Origin of the sequence: Aminobacter sp. DSM 101952 (assembly GCF_001424795.1) — a bacterium.
Lineage (GTDB): Bacteria > Pseudomonadota > Alphaproteobacteria > Rhizobiales > Rhizobiaceae > Aminobacter > Aminobacter aganoensis.
On the sequence record NZ_LMCL01000013.1, the window covers coordinates 35720 to 55154 of the forward strand.

The 19435-nt window shown below is 65.6% G+C and carries 19 protein-coding genes and 1 pseudogene; 8 read left to right on the forward strand and 12 right to left on the reverse strand.

Annotated elements, in window-relative coordinates:
* The first annotated feature begins 29 nt into the window (after positions 1 to 29).
* A complete protein-coding gene (locus ASC75_RS12745; protein ID WP_055975608.1) occupies positions 30 to 1661 on the forward strand; it encodes an AMP-binding protein in 1632 nt (543 codons plus the stop codon).
* Here the strand turns inward: ASC75_RS12745 and ASC75_RS12750 are convergent.
* Both ASC75_RS12750 and ASC75_RS12755 read right to left on the reverse strand, forming a co-directional pair.
* Positions 1658 to 2938, reverse strand: coding sequence for a GNAT family N-acetyltransferase (locus tag ASC75_RS12750; protein WP_055975611.1), 1281 nt, complete (start codon positions 2936 to 2938; stop codon positions 1658 to 1660). The genes ASC75_RS12745 and ASC75_RS12750 overlap by 4 nt on opposite strands.
* Positions 2938 to 4347, reverse strand: a complete 1410-nt coding sequence (locus tag ASC75_RS12755; RefSeq protein ID WP_055975614.1) for a lipopolysaccharide biosynthesis protein — start codon at positions 4345 to 4347, stop codon at positions 2938 to 2940. Before ASC75_RS12755 ends, ASC75_RS12750 begins: the two co-directional genes overlap by 1 nt.
* Positions 4348 to 4447: 100 nt before the next feature.
* Here ASC75_RS12755 and ASC75_RS12760 point away from each other — a divergent pair, with 100 nt between their 5' ends.
* On the forward strand, positions 4448 to 4678 hold the full coding sequence (locus ASC75_RS12760) for a hypothetical protein (RefSeq protein ID WP_055975682.1): 231 nt from the start codon (positions 4448 to 4450) through the stop codon (positions 4676 to 4678).
* 386 nt (positions 4679 to 5064) lie between these two features.
* Positions 5065 to 5241 (forward strand): hypothetical protein, encoded by a 177-nt coding sequence (locus ASC75_RS12765; RefSeq protein ID WP_156381238.1) that lies wholly within the window; start codon positions 5065 to 5067, stop codon positions 5239 to 5241.
* 30 nt (positions 5242 to 5271) lie between these two features.
* Here ASC75_RS12765 and ASC75_RS12770 read toward each other — a convergent pair whose 3' ends face one another.
* Together ASC75_RS12770 and ASC75_RS12775 are read right to left on the reverse strand one after the other, a co-directional pair.
* On the reverse strand, positions 5272 to 5631 hold the full coding sequence (locus ASC75_RS12770; RefSeq protein WP_055975620.1) for a low affinity iron permease family protein: 360 nt from the start codon (positions 5629 to 5631) through the stop codon (positions 5272 to 5274).
* Positions 5632 to 5702: 71 nt separating this feature from the next.
* Complete coding sequence (locus tag ASC75_RS12775) at positions 5703 to 6614, reverse strand: LysR family transcriptional regulator (RefSeq protein WP_055975624.1); 912 nt, start codon at positions 6612 to 6614, stop codon at positions 5703 to 5705.
* A 177-nt stretch (positions 6615 to 6791) separates the two neighbouring features.
* On the opposite strand from ASC75_RS12775, the gene ASC75_RS12780 reads away from it, so the two are divergent.
* From ASC75_RS12780 to ASC75_RS12795, 4 genes are all read left to right on the forward strand, one after another.
* Positions 6792 to 7892, forward strand: a complete 1101-nt coding sequence (locus ASC75_RS12780; protein WP_055975628.1) for a tripartite tricarboxylate transporter substrate-binding protein — start codon at positions 6792 to 6794, stop codon at positions 7890 to 7892.
* Positions 7893 to 8030: 138 nt separating this feature from the next.
* Complete coding sequence (locus tag ASC75_RS12785) at positions 8031 to 10055, forward strand: tripartite tricarboxylate transporter permease (RefSeq protein ID WP_055975631.1); 2025 nt, start codon at positions 8031 to 8033, stop codon at positions 10053 to 10055.
* A 33-nt stretch (positions 10056 to 10088) separates the two neighbouring features.
* Positions 10089 to 11252, forward strand: a complete 1164-nt coding sequence (locus ASC75_RS12790; protein WP_082496549.1) for a 4-oxalomesaconate tautomerase — start codon at positions 10089 to 10091, stop codon at positions 11250 to 11252.
* Positions 11253 to 11303: 51 nt separating this feature from the next.
* Entirely contained in the window at positions 11304 to 12362 is a 1059-nt protein-coding gene (locus tag ASC75_RS12795) for an isocitrate/isopropylmalate dehydrogenase family protein (protein WP_055975637.1), read from the forward strand.
* 72 nt (positions 12363 to 12434) lie between these two features.
* Here the strand turns inward: ASC75_RS12795 and rraA are convergent, their stop codons facing one another.
* The 6 genes from rraA to ASC75_RS12820 all read right to left on the reverse strand — a co-directional run bounded on the left by rraA (position 12435) and on the right by ASC75_RS12820 (position 17400).
* Positions 12435 to 12929 carry a ribonuclease E activity regulator RraA gene (gene rraA / locus ASC75_RS12800; protein WP_055975639.1) on the reverse strand — a complete coding sequence of 165 codons (495 nt, stop codon included), beginning with the start codon at positions 12927 to 12929 and terminating at the stop codon, positions 12435 to 12437.
* The gene (locus ASC75_RS12805) at positions 12913 to 13902 is read right to left on the reverse strand and encodes a D-2-hydroxyacid dehydrogenase family protein (protein WP_055975642.1); all 990 of its coding nucleotides are present in this window, start codon (positions 13900 to 13902) and stop codon (positions 12913 to 12915) included. The genes rraA and ASC75_RS12805 overlap by 17 nt, the downstream gene beginning before the upstream one ends.
* A gap of 5 nt (positions 13903 to 13907) precedes the next feature.
* Positions 13908 to 14993, reverse strand: coding sequence for an Ldh family oxidoreductase (locus tag ASC75_RS12810; protein ID WP_055975646.1), 1086 nt, complete (start codon positions 14991 to 14993; stop codon positions 13908 to 13910).
* A gap of 96 nt (positions 14994 to 15089) precedes the next feature.
* Entirely contained in the window at positions 15090 to 16001 is a 912-nt protein-coding gene (locus tag ASC75_RS12815; RefSeq protein WP_055975650.1) for a LysR family transcriptional regulator, read from the reverse strand.
* Positions 15919 to 16176: a hypothetical protein gene (locus ASC75_RS26275; protein WP_162244919.1), complete on the reverse strand. Its 258-nt coding sequence runs from the start codon at positions 16174 to 16176 to the stop codon at positions 15919 to 15921. Before ASC75_RS26275 ends, ASC75_RS12815 begins: the two co-directional genes overlap by 83 nt.
* Before the next feature lie 117 nt (positions 16177 to 16293).
* A complete protein-coding gene (locus tag ASC75_RS12820; RefSeq protein WP_055975653.1) occupies positions 16294 to 17400 on the reverse strand; it encodes an AbrB family transcriptional regulator in 1107 nt (368 codons plus the stop codon).
* Positions 17401 to 17519: 119 nt separating this feature from the next.
* Between ASC75_RS12820 and ASC75_RS12825 the strand changes: the two genes are divergently transcribed.
* Positions 17520 to 18179 (forward strand): GntR family transcriptional regulator, encoded by a 660-nt coding sequence (locus ASC75_RS12825; RefSeq protein ID WP_055975658.1) that lies wholly within the window; start codon positions 17520 to 17522, stop codon positions 18177 to 18179.
* Between the two features lie 33 nt (positions 18180 to 18212).
* Here the strand turns inward: ASC75_RS12825 and ASC75_RS12830 are convergent, their stop codons facing one another.
* Together ASC75_RS12830 and ASC75_RS12835 are read right to left on the reverse strand one after the other, a co-directional pair.
* Positions 18213 to 18950 (reverse strand): sulfite exporter TauE/SafE family protein, encoded by a 738-nt coding sequence (locus ASC75_RS12830; protein WP_055975661.1) that lies wholly within the window; start codon positions 18948 to 18950, stop codon positions 18213 to 18215.
* A 119-nt stretch (positions 18951 to 19069) separates the two neighbouring features.
* Positions 19070 to 19435: pseudogene (locus ASC75_RS12835) on the reverse strand (aconitate hydratase); the annotation flags it as partial.

The window sequence follows — 19435 nt, forward strand, 5'->3', positions numbered from 1 at the left end:
CACTCGCGGAGGAGCGGAGACGACCGTCCATGCTCGAACGGCGTGACACCTACGACGCCCTCTACCGCGACTTCCGCTGGAAAATCCCGCACAAATTCAACATCGGCACCGCCGTTTCCGACCGCTGGGCGGCGATCGACCCTGAACGTACAGCGCTCCTCGACTACCGTGTCGAAGGGGCGGCGGAAAAACTCTCCTTCGGCGAGTTGTCCCGGCGCTCCAACGCCTTTGCCAATGCGCTGAGGTCACGCGGCGTGCGCCGCGGCGACCGCGTGGCGCTGCTGCTGCCGCAGAGCTTCGAGACGGCCATCGCCCATGTCGCCATCTACAAGCTCGGCGCCATTGCCGTTCCGCTGGCGCTGTTGTTCGGCGTCGAGGCACTCGAATACCGGCTGCAAACGGCAGGCGTGCGGGCCATCGTCACCAACGAGGCCGGTTTCGCCAAGGTCGGCCAGGTCGCGGGCCGGCTGCCCGGTCTCGAAACCATCGTCGTCGTTGGCGGCGGCGGGCTGGATGACTTCCATCGCCTCGTCGCGTCGCAGTCGCCCGATTTTACTGCCGCAGATACCGGCCCCGATGATCCGGCGATGATGATCTTCACCTCGGGCACAACGGGGCCGCCCAAGGGCGCGCTGCACGGCCATCGCGTGCTGCTCGGGCACCTGCCGGGCATCCAGATGGCGCATGAGTTCCTGCCGCAGCCCGGCGACCTGATGTGGACCCCGGCCGACTGGGCCTGGGCCGGCGGCCTGCTCAACCTCTTGCTGCCCGGCCTCTATTTCGGGCTGCCGGTGGTGTCCGCCCGCTTCGACAAGTTCGACCCTGAGGCAGCACTCGTGCTGGTCGAGAAGATGGGCGTGCGCAACGCCTTCATCCCGCCGACGGCGCTCAGGATGCTGAAGACCGTGCCTGATATCCGCAGGCGCTTCCGGCTTAGCTTACGCAGCGTCGGCTCGGCCGGCGAAGCGCTCGGCCGCGAGACCTATGACTGGGCTGCCGCCGAGCTCGGCCTCACGGTCAACGAGTTCTACGGCCAGACCGAATGCAATGCCGTGCTCGCCTCCTGTGCCGCCCTCGGCGTCAGCCGCGGCGGCGCCATCGGCAAGGCGGTGCCCGGCCACCAGGTTGCCATCGTCGACGACACCGGCCGGCACGTGCCTGCCGGCGAACCCGGCCAGATCGCCATTGCCCGGCCGAACCCGGTGATGTTCCTCGAATATTGGCAAAGCCCGGAAGCGACCGAAAAGAAATTCATCGGCGAGTGGATGACGACAGGCGACCAGGGCATCGAGGATCAGGACGGCTACGTCACCTTCTTCGGCCGCGACGACGACGTCATCACCTCGGCCGGCTTCCGCATCGGCCCCGGCGAGATCGAGGATTGCCTGACCGGCCATCCCGCCGTCGCGCTGGCCGCTGCGGTCGGCAAGCCGGATGCCCTGCGCACCGAGATCGTCAAGGCCTATGTCATGCTCAAGGACGGGATTGCCGGCGATGCCGCACTCGCCGAGGACATCCGGCTCTGGGTGCGCGAGCGGCTGTCGGCGCACGAATATCCGCGCGAGGTCGAGTTCGTCGATTCGATGCCGCTGACCACCACCGGCAAGGTCATTCGCCGGATCTTCCGCGACAGGGCCAAGCGCGAGGCGAAAGCCCTCTAGCGCTTCAGCAGGCTGCGCATCCGGTCGCGCAGCTTGACCGCGAGCTTGCGTGTCTCGCGATAGAGATGCAGTTGCGAGGCCGCCTGGCGCGTGACGCGGTCGGCGCCGGGCGTCAGCCCGACGACGATGGTGCCCATCGACTTGCGCTCGCTCCACATCCGGCCGACCAGCGGGTGGTCGGGCACGGCGCAGGAATCGGTGGTCATGATGTTGGGGTCGTCGAGGTGCTGCGCCGTGACCGCCATCATCAGCAGCGTGCCGGGCGAGTAGCCCGACAAGGTCTCGTCGTAGGCGGTCTTCCAGGTGTAGGCGACACCGGCCTCGACGAAGACGACGAGGCTGGCGATGGTGCGCCCGTCGAGCGTCAGCGAATGGATGCGGCACATGTCCTGTTCGGACATCCGGTGCACCGCCTCGCGGGCGAAGGCGGCACGGTAGCGGTCGATGGCCATGGCGGTGCGCCGGCGGCCCTTCCAGCCGGATGCCTCCAGCGTCAGGAACTGTTCGATGGCGTGGCGCACGTCGTCCTGGGTGCGGGCAACCTTGTGCTCGACCACACCCTGTTCGGCGAGCCGGCGTTCGAGCCGCCGAAATTCCTTGTAGTGGCGATTGCCGAGCGCGGCCTTGAGGTAATCGTCGCCGTCGAGTTCGCTTTCGAGGAAGGAGCGTTCGAACTGGCCGGTGATGACCAGCGGCAGGCCCCGGCTTTCGGCCGTCGCGCTCAGGATGCGGGCGGCGGCACCGTCCAGCCGCATGTCGGGCAGCACGAACACCTTCGGCAGCTTGAGATGCGGCCGCGCCAGCATGGCGAAGAAATCGGCGATCACGCCTTCGGGGTCGTCGCGGTCGAGCAGCGGCGTGCCGAGCGGCCCGAACGGGCTCGACCAGGTCCGCATCACCGGCACGCCGAGCGGCACCGCCGGCTTCTCGATCGAATAGGGCACGAGCAGCCTCAACCGGCTGCGGAATTCGTTGCCGTCGCGGATGACGGCGAGCCGCACTTCGCGGTCCTCGAGCCTCGGCATGGCGGGCGCCAGGAAACGCGGATTGAAAAAGACATTGGGCTCGATGGTGCGGGCGCAGAGGTGGTCAAGTTCCTCGACCAGGTCGAAGCCGGCGGAGGCCGGATAGATGGCAAGCCGCCTGAGCGGCCGCTCGCTGGCGGTCAGTTCAAGGTGGGCGAGATCGGCGAGATCGGTCGGAACACCGGCAATGCCGGCGATCATCGAGCCGGCCGGGCCGCCGCTGGTCTCTTCGAGAAGCGGGATGGCTACCATCAGGCTTTCTCCATTGCGCTTCGGACGGGGATGAACAGCACCATGACGATGCCGAGCTTGCGCCATACGGTGAACGACAGCGCGGTCGCCTCGAAGATCATCGCCGCCGAAGTGGCGATCGCCGCGCCCCACAGGCCGAGCGTGGGAATCAAGGCGACGTTGAGGCCGATGTTAAGGGCCAGCGTGGCGGCATAGACCATGGCACAGACATTCTGATGGCCGCTCATGGTCAGCAGGCTTTCGCACGGGCCGACAGCCGAGCGCGCCACCACCGCGGCGACGAGCAGGAACAGCAACGGATAACCTGCGTCGAAGCCGGGGCCGAACATGCCGAGCAAAGGCTCGCCGAGCAACAGCACCAGAAGCCCCATTGCCAGCGACGGCCAGAACGTCCACGACACGGTCTCGCGGGCAAAGCCGGCCAGCTTCTCCGGCTCGCCATGGGCAATCTGCGCATAGCGCTGGGCAACGCCCGCCTTGACGGCGAAATAGACGAAATGGACCAGCGCCAGCGTCTTCACCGTGGCGAAATAGACCGCGACACGGTCCGGCTCCATGTAGAAGCCGACCATCAGCACATCGGCATTGGTGAGCAGGAAAAAGAAGCTCTCGACCAGGAAGATCGGCAGCGAGATCTTCAGCCAGTAATTAAGCTGGATGCTGCGCGGCCCGGCGGGAACGCGCTTGTCGGCGCGCGAGGCGACACGGGCGAACTGGGCGATGGTGGTGACATAGGTGGCGGCGATCGAGGCGAGGACGGCGGTCTCGGCGGTCGGCGCGAAGCCTGCCAGAAGTGCCGCCGCCATGAACACCAGGATCAGCACCGGCCGCACGATGTAGGTCGGCACGAGCGCGGAAAAGGCCCAGGAATTGGCGCGCGCCAGCCCTTGCAGCACATCCGACAGCGCCAGCATCGGCAGGCAGAACATGCCGAGGAAGAACGGTACGACGTAGTAGCTTTCGATCCTGCCGGAGAAAAACCACACGCCGGCCATGCCCGACGCCGCGATCACCGTCGAGGCGATCAGCACGAAAAGGCGGCTGGCAAACAGCACGCCGCGCAATTCGGCGAGCATGCCCTTTTCGCGATACTCGGGAATGAAGCGGATGACGGAGGTGTGGAAGCCGAAGCAGGACAGCGAGCCGACGATGACCATCGACACCCAGACGAGCACGAAGATACCGTATTCGAAACCGCCCATCCAGCGGGCCAGCAGCACCTGGCTGACGAAGGCAATCGCAGCGCTGACGATGCGCACGGCAAAGGCGATCAGCGACATGCGGCCGGCTTCGCTACGCTCGTCGGGGCTGAAAAGCACGGCGTCGACGCGGCGCAGCAACGGCGTGATGCGCGAGGCAATCTGCCCCGGCAGCCACCGTTCGGCCGTCATCGCTGCGGAAAAACGCAACTCAACACACTCCATCTTCCGCGATTTTCGCTCACAGCATGTAATGGACAGCGATTAAGAAACGGTTGGGCGTCAATGTTGCAGCCGGGAGATGCCGCGCATGATCTCGCAAGATGAACGCAAGTCGATGTCGCGGGCCTATTCGATCGGCCCGAAAATGATCGGCTATCTCGAAGAGATCGGCATCGAGCGGCTGGCCGATCTTCGCGGTGCCGATGCCGCAAAGATCGCGATGCGGATCGACATCGCGCGTGGCCGCAAGCACATCAACGGACTGGGCCTGGCGGCCCTTCAAAACCTGATCGAGCTTGCCGAACGCGAAACGCGATGAACCGGCAAACCGGCACGCCGACCGGCCCCTGGCGGACGCAGGTCTTCGATGCGGGCTGTCTGCTTGGCTGCGATGTCGGGCAGCGGCGCCGCACCGATGGGACGGGTCCGCGCCCCATGTAATTTCCGTCAACTCGGGAGTAAAATGGCAGAGCGCGGGAGGCGCGCGACGCAATGCGGCCGCTTTCGCCGATGACATGGCAGGACTGGTATTATTGGGCGGTCGTCATCGCGGCAGTCTCGATGATCCTGTGGCTCGTGGTCTCGTAGCCACCCGTGCCGCGCTACAGCCGATGTGCCGACAAAGCAGGCGCGGCAGGAACACATTCGCGTTTCACGAGTTGCATGCCAAGGGATCGGGTGTACCTCGAACGTGGAGCCGCCGACATGCGGTATGATCCTCATCATGGAAACCTCATTCATCCGCCCGACGAAGAACCGCCTGGGCTCAATGACCTGGCGTCGGGTTATCTTGCCGATGACCCTGCCGACTGGACGGACTTCCTCTATCTCGCCGTGACGTTCGGAACGGCCAGCGGATTTTTCTGGCTTGTGGGCTACTAGCGCTTCCTGACCATGGCGACTGGCCGCCGTTCAAGGGTCTTTTGTGCCCGCGCCGGCATCGTCGGCGAACTTGGCTTCGCGCTCTATCTTCTTGAGCGCCCTCTTTATTTCCTTGGCGTCGGAATGCTCCAGCCCTACGACGTTGTTGCGCGCCTGGTTCAGACTGAGCACGATTTCGTCCAGCTTAGCATGAATGGCGGCCGTGTCGCGGTATCCCTGGATCAGCACCACGCCTGTGATCAAGATCGCAGCAACCGACAGCCCGTATGTCACGATGTCCGTCAGCCCGAACGGGACCAGGGCCGTGGACGCGATCATTGCAGCGATCAGCAGATAGAAGCCCGGCGGCCGCGAGAGGAAACCGGCCAGTCGGAACAGATGCGGATCCATGGTTTCGCCTATGATTCGGTGCGTGGCGGATAACGCTTCGCGAGACGATTGGTTCATCCCGAGCCGCTTGCTCACGCCCCTTGAGAACCTCCTTGCCATGCCCCCATGATCATCCTCCGGAAGTGTTCCGCAGCAGGAGAGAGCGTCGCGGCGCGCCGGCGGACGATGCCGATGGTGCGGGAAATCAGCGGGTTGCCCAGCGGCCTGGTGATGATGATGGGATGATCGGGACCGGGTGTCGCCGTGCGCGGAAGCACGGATATGCCGAGGCCGGCTTCCACCAGGCCGAGCGACGTCGACAGGTGCGTCACCTCGTAGGACCACCGCAATTCGATGTTCGACCTCGCCAGCGTCGCGTCGAGCATGGTGCGGTTGCCGCTGGAGCGGTGCACCGTGATCAGCGGATAGGGTGCGAGATCCATCCAGCCTACTTCCTGCCGCATCGCCAGCGGATGATCGCGCCGCGCCGCCAGCACGAACGGATCTTCGGCGATGCGATCGAAGATGAGCTCCGGATCGGAGGTGCCTATGAAGTTGATGCCGAACTCCACTTCGCCGCGCGAGACGGCCTGCAGCCCCTCCGTCGCCGTCAGGTCGAGAATGCGGAAGCGGATGTCGGGATATTCCTGGTTGAACTGCTTGATCACAGTCGGCAAAAAATAGAAGGCGGCGGTCGGCAGGCAGGCGATCGTCACCAGTTCGCTTCGCCGCACGCCCCGACCGCGGGCCGCAAAGAGCGAGCTGTCGAACTCCTCTAGCATGCGCTGAACCAGCGGCACCAGTTCGAGGCCGAGCGCGGTGGCCGAAACATGCCGGGTCGTACGCTCGAGAAGCGGCGCCCCGATCGATGCCTCCAGCTTCTGGATGCGCCGGCTGAGAGCCGGCTGCGAAAGGTTCAGGGCATCCGCCGCCCGGTGAAAGCTCTCAAGTTCGACGACTCCGAGAAAGGCCCTGAGATCGAGGATTTCACAATTGATGCTCATGACGCATCACTGCTCCAAAATTTTGCACTTAACTTAATAATCCACTTGGCGCATATGCCTCAAGGGTGAAACGACGACGACGATGCCGCCGAGGGCGATCATGGGACTTGGCGTTTCCAATTGTTATGTGTACGTTTGTATACATTTGAACGCACTGATTTTTGGGGAGGAAAAAACATGACTGAATTTACGCGTCGTCAACTGCTTGCCGCCGGCTCGGCCGCAGCGGCACTTGGACTAGCCGGAGTGCGTCCTGCATTTTCGCAGGCTTCGGTCGATTTCGCCGGCAAGACCGTCGAATGGTGGATGCCGTTCTCCGAGGGCGGCGGTTCGGACGTCTGGGCGCGCTTCTTCGCCCCGTATCTGTCGAAGTATTTGCCGGGCAATCCCAACGTCGTGGTCCGGAACGTGCCCGGCGGCGGATCGATCACCGGATCGAACGAATTCGTCGCCCGCGCGCGGCCCGACGGGCTTGCGATCCTCGGCACCTCGGGATCGACGCAGTTCCCGTTCCTGCTCGGCGATCCGCGCGTGCGCTACGACTACGCCAAGCTCATTCCCGTGCTGGTCTCGCCGACCGGTGGCGTGTGCTATCTGCCCGCCAAGTTCGAAGTGAAGTCGCCGGCCGAACTTGGCAAGATCAAGGACCAGGACCTGGTCTACGGTAGCCAGGGCGCGACCTCGCTCGACCTCGTGCCGATGCTTGCCTTCCGCCTGCTCGGCCTCAAGGTCCGCCATGTGTTCGGCATGCAGGGACGCGGCGACGGGCGCCTTGCCTTCGAGCGCGGCGAAGCGACGATCGACTACCAGACCTCCTCCGCCTACCTGACCAACGTCACCCCGCTAGTCGAGGCCGGAACGGCCGTTCCGATGTTCTCCTGGGGCATCCTCGATGCCCAGGGCAACGTCGCCCGCGATCCGACCTTCCCCGACCTGCCGCATTTCGTCGAAGCCTACGAGATGATGCACGGCAAGAAGCCATCGGGCGTGGAATACGACGCCTATCTCGCCTTCTTCGGCTCGGGCTTCGCGGCCCAGAAGCCGTGCATGCTGCCGGAAGGCACCTCGAACGACATCGTCGCGACCTATCGCAAGGCCTTTGCCGACGCCGTGGCCGATCCGGAACTGCAGAAGGCCAAGGGCGACGTCCTCGGCGACTACACCCAGGCCGTCGGCAACGACATCGAGCAACTCTACAAGGTCGCCACGACGATCAAGCCCGAGGCGCGCGACTGGGTGCGCAACTTCCTGGACACGGAATACCAGGTCAAGCTCTGATCGCCAGAGTACCCGCCGCCGACAGGCGGCGGGTACTCTGGACGACGCCTGTCGGGCTCGAAAATTCACCTGCCGACATTGACAAGGCCGGCGCGAAGGCGCCGCCCGCAACCGTTGCCTATCGAAAGGACAGCCCCAGTGATCGATGTGTTCGTCACTTCGCTCCAGAACCTGCTGACCCTCCATCACCTCAGCTACATGATGATCGGCGTGGCGATCGGCCTCGTCGTCGGCATCCTGCCCGCACTCGGCGGCATCGCCGGCATGTCGCTGCTGCTGCCATTCGTCTACGGCATGGAGCCGACCGCCGCGATTGCGATGATGGTCGGACTGCTGGCGGTCATCCCCACCTCCGACACCTTCTCCTGTATTCTCATGGGCATCCCCGGATCGTCCGCCTCGCAGGCGACGGTGCTCGACGGCTTCCCGCTTGCCCGCAAGGGCGAAGCCGCACGCGCGCTGAGCGCGTCGTTCTCGGCTTCCATGATCGGCGGCCTGTTCGGCGCCCTGTGCCTCACCGCCATCGTCATCGTGGCGCGTCCGCTCATCCTGAGCTTCACCTCGGCCGAGCTGTTCATGCTGGCCATTTTCGGCCTGTCCATGGTGGGCGTGCTGTCGGGCAGCAGCCTCGCCAAGGGCGTGGCCGCCTGCTCGCTCGGCCTTGCCTTCGGGGCCATCGGCACCGCTCCCGCCAATGGCGGCGAACGCATGACCTTCGATTCGCTCTACCTGATGAGCGGCCTCGAGATCACCATCATCGGCCTCGGCATCTTCGCGCTTCCCGAGGTGCTCGACCTGCTGCGGGGCCAGGCGAGCATTTCGAGCACCGGCAAGCTCGGCCGCGGCTGGCTGGCCGGCGTGCGCGACACCTGGCGGGAGAAGTGGCTGACGCTGCGCTGCGCCACGATCGGCGCCTGCGTCGGCCTGATGCCGGGCCTTGGCGGCAGCGTTTCGGACTGGATCTCCTACGGCCATACCGTCCAAAGCGCGAAGGACAAGTCGCAGTTCGGCAAGGGTGACATCCGTGGCGTCATCGGGCCGGAAGCGGCCAACAACTCCTGCGCCGGCGGCAACCTCATCCCGACCCTGCTGTTCGGCATCCCCGGCTCCGGCTCGATGGCGATCTTTCTCGCCGCGATGATCCTGATCGGGCTTCAACCGGGTCCCGGCATGGCCGATCCGAAGCGCGACCTCGACCTGACCTACACCGTGGTCTGGACGCTGGCGCTCGCCAACGTCGTCGGCACCGCGGCCTGCATCGCCCTGTCGCCGAGCATCGCGCGCCTGACGACCATCCGCTTCGTGCTGTTTGCGCCCTTCATGATCCTCATCATCGTCTTCGGCGCGTTCCAGTCGACACGATCCTTCGAAGACATCCTGGCCCTGCTGGTCATCGCGCTGACGGGCATCTTCCTGAAACGCTTCGGCTGGCCCCGGCCCGCCTTCCTCATCGGCTTCGTGCTGGCTGGGCAGGTGGAGACCTATTTCTACCAGGCGGTCCAGTTCTATGGCTATGGCTTCCCGCTCCGGCCCATCGCCGTCACGATCGCACTGGTAACGATCGCCTCGCTCTGGTTCACCAGCCGGTCGCGCCAGGCCCCGAAGGAAGCGACCGTCCCCGGCGGCATCACCACCGACATCGACTTCGAGCGCGAGGAAGACGAAACGGCCGCCGCCAAAAACCTGTGGCCGCAGGCGATCTTCACCATCGTCACCGTTGGATTCTTCATCTTCACGATCGCCGAAGGGGCGCAGAACTCGTTCCTCGACGCGGTGTTCCCTGTCTCGGTCGGTGCCGTCGGCCTCCTGACTGCCGCCTGCGTGCTGTTCTGGCAGGTCAGGGGCGCGACGGGACGCGGGCCGGCAGGTAACGTCAACTTTGACCTGGACGATGGCGCAAGCAGCGGCAGCCTGTGGCGGTTCGTCGGCTGGCTGGTCGGCTTCGTCATCGCGATCGGCCTTCTTGGCTTCACGCTCGCCCTCGTCGGCTTCTTCCTGGCGTTCCTGAAGGTCGTCGCGAAATCAAGCTGGCTGCAAGCGGCCGTCCTGACCGCCGCGGCCGTCGGCCTGGTGCTGGTGCTGACGTCGATCCTCAACATGAACCTGCCCGGCGGCCTGCTGCAACACTACTTCTACGACCAGCTGGTCTGGCCCCTGCGCTGAATTCCGCCCCGGCGGCAACGCCGGGGTTTTTGCATGCCGATTTTCAAAGTGTGCAATTGCATCCAATTGTCGACATTACCGAACGAGGTCACCTTGCCCGCACAACACGCCATTCCCTGTATCCTCATGCGCGGAGGAACATCCAAGGGACCATATTTCAAGATGCAGGATATCCCGCAGGATGCAGAAGTCCGGGCCCGGGTGCTGCTGGCCGCCATGGGCTCGCCCGACATCCGCCAGATCGACGGCATCGGCGGCGCCGATACGCTGACCAGCAAGGTCGCGATGGTCGGCCCGTCGGACCGGGACGGCGTCGATGTCGACTATCTCTTCGCCCAGGTTTCGGTCGACAAGGCAATCGTCGACACCTCGCCCTCCTGCGGCAACATGCTGTCCGGCGTCGGTCCCTTCGCCATCGAGATGGGCATGGTGCCGGTCGGCGGCGAAAAGACCAGTGTCGTCATCTACGACATCAACACCCAGAGCCGCATCGAGGCGATCGTCGAGACGCCGGACGGCGTCGTGAACTACGAGGGCAACGAGCGGATCGACGGGGTTCCGGGCACGGCGGCCGAGATCCGGCTCAACTTCATGGACATCGTCGGATCGAAGACGGGCAGCCTGTTGCCGACGAGCAAGCCGATGGAGGTGATCGACGGCGTCAAGGCCACGCTCATCGACGTCGCGGTGCCGATGATGATCGTCCGCGCCGCCGACCTCGGCAAGACCGGCTATGAGTCGGCTGCGGAACTCGATGCAGACAAGGATTTCTTCGCGCGCATGGAAGCGATGCGCATGGAAGCGGGCCGGCGCATGGGGCTCGGCGACGTGACCGGCAAGGTCGTGCCGAAGATGGCCATGCTGGCTGCACCGCGCGAGGGCGGAAGCGTCGCCGCCCGCTACTTCGTGCCCCACAAGACCCACGCCGCATTCGCCGTCACCGGCGGGCTGTGCGTCTCCTCCTGCGTGCTGGTTCCCGGCACGGTGGCGGCCGGCATCGCCAACCGGCCGGAAAGCGACGACTGCACGGTCATCATCGAGCATCCGACCGGCGTCATCGACGTCGCCATGACGACGAGGCCAGACGGCAACGCCGTCGAGATCATCAGCGGCGGCGTCGTGCGCACCGCGCGCAAGCTGATGGAGGGCACCGTCTTCGTGCCGTCGGCCACGCTGGCATCGACGCCGGCGGCATGAAGCGCCGGCCCCCAACACAACCTCGGTATCCGGTCCTGGAGTCGTAACATCATGAAACTGCTTGTCCTACCCGGCGACGGCATCGGCCCTGAAATCGTCGGCGCTACGGTGGCGGTCCTGAACGCCGTCGACCGCCGCTTTTCGCTCGGCTTCAGCTACACGACGCGTGACATCGGCTTCGCATCGCTGCAAAAGATTGGCACGACACTGCCGCCAGACCTGCTCGACCTGGCGCGCCAAATGGACGGAACCCTGCTCGGCCCGATCTCCCATCTCGACTATCCGCCGCGCGACAAGGGCGGCATCAACGTCTCGGCGGCCTTCCGCACCCAGCTCGACCTTTTCGCCAACATCCGTCCCGCACGCACGCGCGAGAGCGTCTTCCATCGCGGCACGGCGATGGACCTCGTCATCATGCGGGAGGCGACTGAGGGCATGTACCCCGACCGCAACATGCATGCCGGCAGCGGCGAATACATGCCGACGGAAGACGTCGCGATCTCGATGCGAAAGGTGACGGCAAAGGCGAGCAAGCGCATCGCCAGGGCTTCCTTCGAGCTGGCGCGGACCCGCCGCAAGAAGGTCACCGCCGTGCACAAGGCGAATGCCTTCGTCGTCACCGACGGGCTGTTCCTGAAGGAGGTGCGCAAGGTCGCGGCCGACTACCCCGACGTTCAGCTCGAGGAGGTTCTGATCGACGCCATGGCGGCGCTTCTGGTTCGCGATGCAAGCCGCTACGACGTCATCTGCACGACGAACTTCTATGGCGACACCCTGTCCGACCTGGCTTCCGAGCTCTCCGGCAGCCTGGGCCTGGCGGGTTCCCTGAACGCCGGCACCGACAATGCCGCCGCGCAGGCCCAGCACGGCTCGGCGCCCGACATCGCCGGCAAGGACAAGGCCAATCCGACCTCCATGATCCTGTCGGCGGCCATGTTGCTGCGCTGGCACGGCGAGCGCTCGGGCGACCCGCGCCACGTCGAGGCCGCGACCCTGATCGAGAACACCATCGACCGGGTCATCGCCCATGTCGCGACACGGACCCGCGACCTCGGCGGACCGCTCGGAACGAAGGAGTTCACCGACACGCTCGTCGCCGCTCTGGGCTGAGCCGGAAACGAAGACGGCGCGCGGGCCCTGCCCACGCGCCGTCTTTGATAAGACACTATTGCCCTGCCCTGGTCAGCCCGCCTGATGCACCGCCCTGTCGGCCACCAGCACGCCGTCCATGTCGGCATAAAGATATTGTCCGGTGCGGAACTCGACATTGCCGAAGGCGAGCGTCACGTCGCGCGCACCATGACCCGTCTTGCCGCTCTTCTTTGGCGCCTGGCCGAGCGCCATCACGCAGAAATCCATCGCATCGATGTCGGCGCTGTCGCGGATCGCTCCGTGGATCAGCAGGCCGCGCCAGCCATTGGCGAAGCCGAGGGCGGCGATCTGATCGCCGACCAGCGCACAGCGCAGCGACCCGCCACCATCGACGACGAGCACCCGGCCCGCGCCGTCCCCTTCGAGCGTTGCCCGCAGCAGCCGGTTGTCCTCGAAAGTCTTCAGCGTGACGACTTCGCCGTGAAATCCCTTCCGCTTGCCATACATCCTCCATTGCATTTCACAGAACCGCACCTCGGCGTCATTGCTGTCGACCAGGTCCGCCGTCTTAACGATGTCCGTCACGATCTTCCTCCCTCTTGGGCTCGGCCAGCACCCGCATCGGCATGCCGGCGCGCCAGGCCTTAATATTCTCGACCGCATCGCGATAGAAGGCCTCATAGGCACCCTCCGTGACATAGCCGAGATGCGGCGTCAGCACGGTGTTCAGGATCGTGCGCAACGGATGGCCGGCCGGAAGCGGCTCGACATCGAAGACGTCGAGCCCCGCCTTGATCCGCCCCTGCCGAAGCGCATCTATCAGGGCCGTTTCGTCCACCAGCGGCCCGCGCGCAGTGTTGATCAGCCAGGCGCCTTGCTTCATCTGCCCGAGTTCGCTTGCCCCGACGACGTGGCGGCTGCGCTCGCCTAAAACGAGGTGCAGCGACACCACGTCGGCCTCGCGAAACAGCGTCTCCTTGTCGACGCGGCGTGCGCCGGCCTCGGCGGCGCGTTCATCCGTCAGGTTCGGGCTCCAGGCGATCACCTTCATCCCGAACGCCTTGGCGATCGGCACCATGCGGCTGCCCAGCTTGCCGAGCCCGACGAGCCCCAGCGTCTTGCCGCCGAGGACGGTGCCGACTGTCTGTTGCCATCCGCCCGCACGGATGCGGGCGTCCTCCTCGGGGATCGAACGGGCGAGCGCCAGGATCAGGCCCCAGGCGATTTCCGGCGTCGCATGGGCAGATTCACCCGCATGGGTGTGGCAGACGGTGATGCCGCGAGCAACCGCCGCCGCCATGTCGATCGTGCGCACGCGGGCGCCGGTGACGACGACCAGCTTCAGGGCCGGCAGCCTGCCGATCAGCGAAGCCGGCAGCGGCATCCGCTCGCGCATGAGGCACAGCACGTCGAATCCGGCGAGCGCACCGGCGGCTTCGTCCTCCGTTGCCAGGTTCCTGCCGAAACGGACGACCTCGTAATCGTCGCCAAGCGAGGCCCAGTCGGCCAGCGACAGCGCCACATCCTGATAATCGTCGAGGATCGCGATACGGAGCATGGCGTTCAGACCTTTCCAAGCGAATCTGGATCAAGAGAGATGCCGACGAGCGCAGCCTGCTCGCGCAGCATCGCGAGTTCCGCGGCGGTGAGCGGCAGTCCGCCGGCAAGCGCTGCCTCCGCACGGGCGGCTTCCGGTTCGCCCGGCAGGAGGATCGGCTGCTTCTCGTTCGAGCGCGGGCATGCTCGCGCGCGTTCCACCAGGTCGTCCAGCCTGTCGCCATAAGCCTGCCCGCCAAGGAACAGGTCGGGGCGAAAAGCGATGAAGCTGTGGCCGACATTCTGCGGCCGGTCGAGATCGCGATACTGGTCCCCGACCTTGCCGCCATAGGCCGCGCCGGTCATCACGCCCGCTACGACCTCCATCATCAGCGATAGTCCCGACCCCTTGGGACCGCCCAAAGGCAGGACGATGCCTTCATAGGCCCGGCGCGCATCCGTCGTCTCCCTGCCATCGGCATCGAGCGCCCAGCCGGCGGGAATCGGCTGCCCGTCCTGCATGGCGCGCCGGATCTTGCCGCGCGCCACCACCGACGTTGCCATGTCGAGAATGATCGGTGGCGATCCCACGCCGCCCGGCGCGCCGAAGGCAAACGGACTCGTCCCAAGGAACGGCGTGCGTCCGCCCCAGACCGGCATGCTTGGCGAGGCATTGGTGAAAACGAAGGCAGCGTAGCCGGCATCCACCGCTTCGATGAGATAGGCCGCAGCCATGCCGAAATGGGTGCTGTTGCGCACCCCGGCGACGCCGATGCCACAGCGGCTGGCCGCGGCAATCGCTTCCTGCATTGCCCGGCGGGCGACGACGAAACCGAGACCGTCATCGCCGTCGACATGCGCGGCGGCAGGCATGGGATGCGTGACGCGGATGTCCGGCCGGGCGCGCACAAGGCCCCGGCGCAAACGGTCGGCATAGATCGGGATGCGGGAGATGCCGTGGGTGCCCACGCCGCGAAGGTCGGCCAGCACCAGACACTGCGCGACGGTTGCCGCATCGTCCGCAGGAACGCCAAGACCTGCGAAGATCGCCGCCACTGCGGTTTCCAGCCGCGACGCGTCAACAAGCAGCGCCGGCCCGCCATCAACCGCCATCCGAACCTCCCTCTCGCAAGCAGCCCGATACCCATGGACTACCAGCCGTCAAGTTTTATGTATACTATTGTATGCAGAAACGGGAAGGAAGGTCCTCTATCCAAGCGGAACATGGCTCTTGCGCGCGAGCGCCAGGAATTCGCGGATCGGCCTGGACAGCGGGCTCGACCTGCGCCGCACGGCAAGCAGCTTGCGGATGGCCCAGTCGTCCGAGAGGCGGACGCTGATGACATCGGTCCCGGCGAGCAGATGCAGGCTCGTCGAGCGCAGGAAGCCGATGCCGAAACCGGCCTCCACCATCCGCACCAGCGACGGAAAGGTTTCTACCCGCACCCGTTCGCCGAGCGCCCGGCCGCTGCGCGCGGCAGCAGCGCTCAACAGGCGATCCAGTGCGCCGCTGTGGTGGATGCCCACCACCTCGTGCTGCGCCACCTCGTCGAAGGCGATCGGCCTTCCCGACCGCAACCGCTCCGCCAGCGTATGCTCCGCCGAGCACAGCACCAGCACGTTGTCGTCCTCGAACATCTCCGTCTCGAAGCGACCGACATCGTTGTTGTCGGCCACGAAAGCGATGTCGGCCTGTCCGTCGTCCATCGCTCCAAGCGCAAGCGAGGCGGACATCTCCTGGATGTCGAGGCTGATGCCGCGATGGCTTTCCGCAAAGGTGGCCAGCAGTTCGGGAAGCCTGCCCGAGAGGGCGGAACTGGTGCAGGCAAGCCGCAGCGAACCACGCGTCCCAATGGCAAAATCGACCATCTCCGTATGGAGATCGGCGATCTCCCTCAGAATCTCGCGGCAGCCGGCAACGTAGGTTTCTCCCGCCGGGGTCAGGCGCACGCCCTGCAGGGAACGATCGAACAAGGCGACACCGAGTCGGGCCTCGACCTCGCTGATCCGCCGGCTGACAGCCGAAGCGGCGATGTTTTCATGTTCTGCCGCCCGCCCGATGGATCCGTACCGGGAAACCGCGACGACAAGGCGCGCGGTCACTGGATCGAACGGCGGCATGTCGCACCTCCGTCAGTGCCGGCACGGCTGCCTGGTCGACCAGCGCGAAGTCGCGCTTGATGCGTCGGAGCATCCGCTCGTCGAAACGATGCAGGCGATAGTCGGCGCAGCGCCGGACGAACGCCAGATAGCGCTCGATGGCTGCACATGGATTGGTGAGGATGACCGGTGCCACGGTACACTCCATCGACTGGAGGTTGTTCTGTGCTCATGGTCTATCGTTTCCTGTTGCTGCCGCGTAGCGACGGTTGGCGAGGGCGGCATCTCGGTTCGGCAACACCCGCCATCCCTTTCAGCCCTTACCCGCCGCCCCTGCCAGCCGCAACCAGGCGGGCAGGATCAGCGGCGTGGCGACGACGATGATCACCACGCGGTTGAGATGATGCAGGCTGACGAAGGCGGGGTCCGCGTTGAACGAAATGGCGACCAGGCTCATCTCCGGCAGGCCGCCCGGCACCAGTGCGAGCAGTCCGACGGCGAAGGGGATATCGAGAAACCGGTCGAAACCGATGGCGAAGAGCACTGCCATGGCCAGGCTGAAGCCGGTGAGCACCGTTCCGAGGACGACCCCGGTCAGCAGCACCCGCCGCTCGACGCCGATGAAGTGCTGCCCGATCGTTGCCCCGATCACCACTTGCGCGACCGCGACCACCAGGCCGGGCACGTCCGCCCCCGTCAGGCCGGTGACGTGGGCCAGGGCGCTGAGCACCAGCGGACCAGTCAGGTTCGCCGCGGGCAAGCGGAGGCGGCGGCCAAGCAGGACGCCAACGACTGCGCAGGACACCAGCACGGCCGCATCCGCGAGCGGCAATGCCATCGTCCAGTCGACCGTGCGATCGACGCTACCTCCGCCGATCGCTGCCAGCGCACCCGACAGGCTGAGCGACAGCGGCACGATGGTGATCAGCAGCACCAGGCGCGTCGCATGAACCATGCTCACGCTGCGCACGTCGGCATTGAACGACGTGGCCATCCCGATCAGTTCGCTCAGGCCGCCCGGCATGCCGCTCAGGGCTGCCGTGGTCGGATCGAGCCGGCCCAGGCGGCGGCAGGCGAAGATTCCGAAAGCGGCGGTGATGACGGTGTAGGCGGCGACGGCGGCGAGACTTGCCGACCACTCCCCGGCCTGGCGAAGCACCTCGGGTTTGAAGGCGCTTCCGACCATAAGTCCGATGACGGCGATCATCGCTGCCCGGGGCTTCGGCGAAGCGCTCACCCGCACGCCGGCGATGGCAAGCACCGTCGTCGTCGCCATCGCGCCGAGCATCCAGCCGAGGGGCAGGCCGAGCAGGTAGCCGAAGCCGCCGCCGGCGGTGCCGAAGGCCAGCGTGCGCAGCGTATGGGAAACAGGGATGGCCTGCCCTCCCCCGCGCGCTCGTATCGTCCGGCTGTCATCCATAGGCAGGCGCCACATCACGTCGTTTCAATTCTGCATCCAATTGCATGCAATAAAGCAAGACCGTGGACAATGGCCATTTCCTCCTATAGCCGGAATGTCCACACTGGAGAGAGCAAGCGATGCCCGCATCGAAGGATCTGCTGTCCAAGACCCGCGGCCAGAGCACCTACCAGGCCATCCTGGCGGCCATTCGGGACGGCATCTACCGGCCGGGCGACCCGCTGCGCGAAGAGGAAGTGGCGGCCCGCCTCAGCGTCAGCCGGACGCCTGTCCGCGAGGCGCTCGGGCGGCTGCAGGAGAAGGGTCTTCTCGAGGCCGCGCCCGGACGCGGCGTCGCCGTCTCGATCCTGTCGATGCGGCAGATTTTCGAACTTTACGCCATGCGCGAGGAGCTCGAGGGCATTGTCGCCCGCTTCGCCGCGCGCCACGCGACCGAAGCCGAGATCGCCAATCTCGAACGGCTCAATGCCGAATTCGCCGCCGCAGCAGAAAATCCGAAGCTCGCCGCGCAATGGAACCGGCAGTTCCACGCCCGGCTCTACGACGCGGCCCGCAACCGCTATCTTCGCCAGGCTGTGGAAGACCTGCAGGAAACGATCGCGCTGCTGCCCGACACGACCTTCATCCAGAAAGGCCGGACCGCCACGGCGACCGAGGAACATGTCTCGATCATCGAGGCAATACGCCGGCGCGACGCGGAAGGCGCGGAGAAGGCCGCCGTCGACCACATCAAGGCGGCGCTCGACGTCCGTCTCGTCATCACCAAGACCGAAAGCTGAAGCCGCCGGCGGTTGGTCCGGGCCACGGCCCGGTCAAGCAAGTTGCATCAGTCCCGAGACGAAATAGACGGCGCCGATGCCGGTCACGATCCAGCGCGTCCAGGCGCGGAAATTCGCATCCGTCATGCGCTGCAGGATGAGGTTGCCGGACCGCGTGCCGAGAACCGCGATGGGCACCGCCGCGACGACCGCAAGCCAGCCCTCCGACGACAGCGTCAGCGCCGCGTCCCAATAGAACGCCACCTTCGTCGCATGGGTCAGGAATTGGATGGCGGCCTTGGTGGCGATGATCGTCCGCCTGTCCATGCCGGTCCGGATGAAGAAGATGTCGATGCTCGGCCCGGAGACGCCGACGCTTATCGCAAGGCCGCCGGATATGAAGCCGCAGGCATAGGCATGCAGCGGCTTCGACGCGTCGAGCTCCAGCCTCTTGACCGGCAGCCATACGAGAACCGGCATCAGGCCGATGACGATGGAGACGACGACGAGGCTCGGGCGATAGGCGACGACAAACAGCAGGAGAGCGGCGCTGAACAGCCCGGCAGTCAGGATGGACAGGATGCGCAGGTCCAGATAGTCGCGCGAGAACCAGGCCCGCGATCCGTTCGACACCATCTGCACCATGCCGTGGACCGCGATCGCGGTCGCCACGGGCACGAGGAAGAACAGCACCCAGAGCAGGATCATCCCGCCGGCCATGCCGAAGATGCCCGACAGCAGCGATGTCAGGAACACGGTGATCGTCATGCAGGCGAAGAGGACAGCGGTCACGGATCGGTCCGGGATTGTCCGGAGCGGAACGCGCCGGCGCGGGATCGTTGGCGGCAGAATCTGCCGCCGTGTCATGGCATGGGCGCCGGCTCGATCGCCGGCGCCCAGCCCGTGTCAGCTTACGCTGCGAGGTCGCGCAGGACGTATTGCAGGATGCCGCCGTTCTTGAAGTAGTCGAGTTCGTCGAGGGTATCGATGCGGCAGAGGATCGGCACGTCCTTGGTCGAGCCGTCGGCGAAGGTGATCCTGGCCGTCATCTTCTGGCGCGGCTTGATCGTCTCGAGGCCGTCGATGGTCACCTGCTCGTCGCCCTTGAGACCGAGCGTCTTCCAGCTCGTGCCCTCTTCGAAGGTGAACGGGATGACGCCCATGCCGACCAGGTTGGATCGGTGGATGCGCTCGAACGACTGGGCGATGACCGCGCGGACGCCGAGCAGGTTGGTGCCCTTGGCCGCCCAGTCGCGCGACGAGCCGTTGCCGTATTC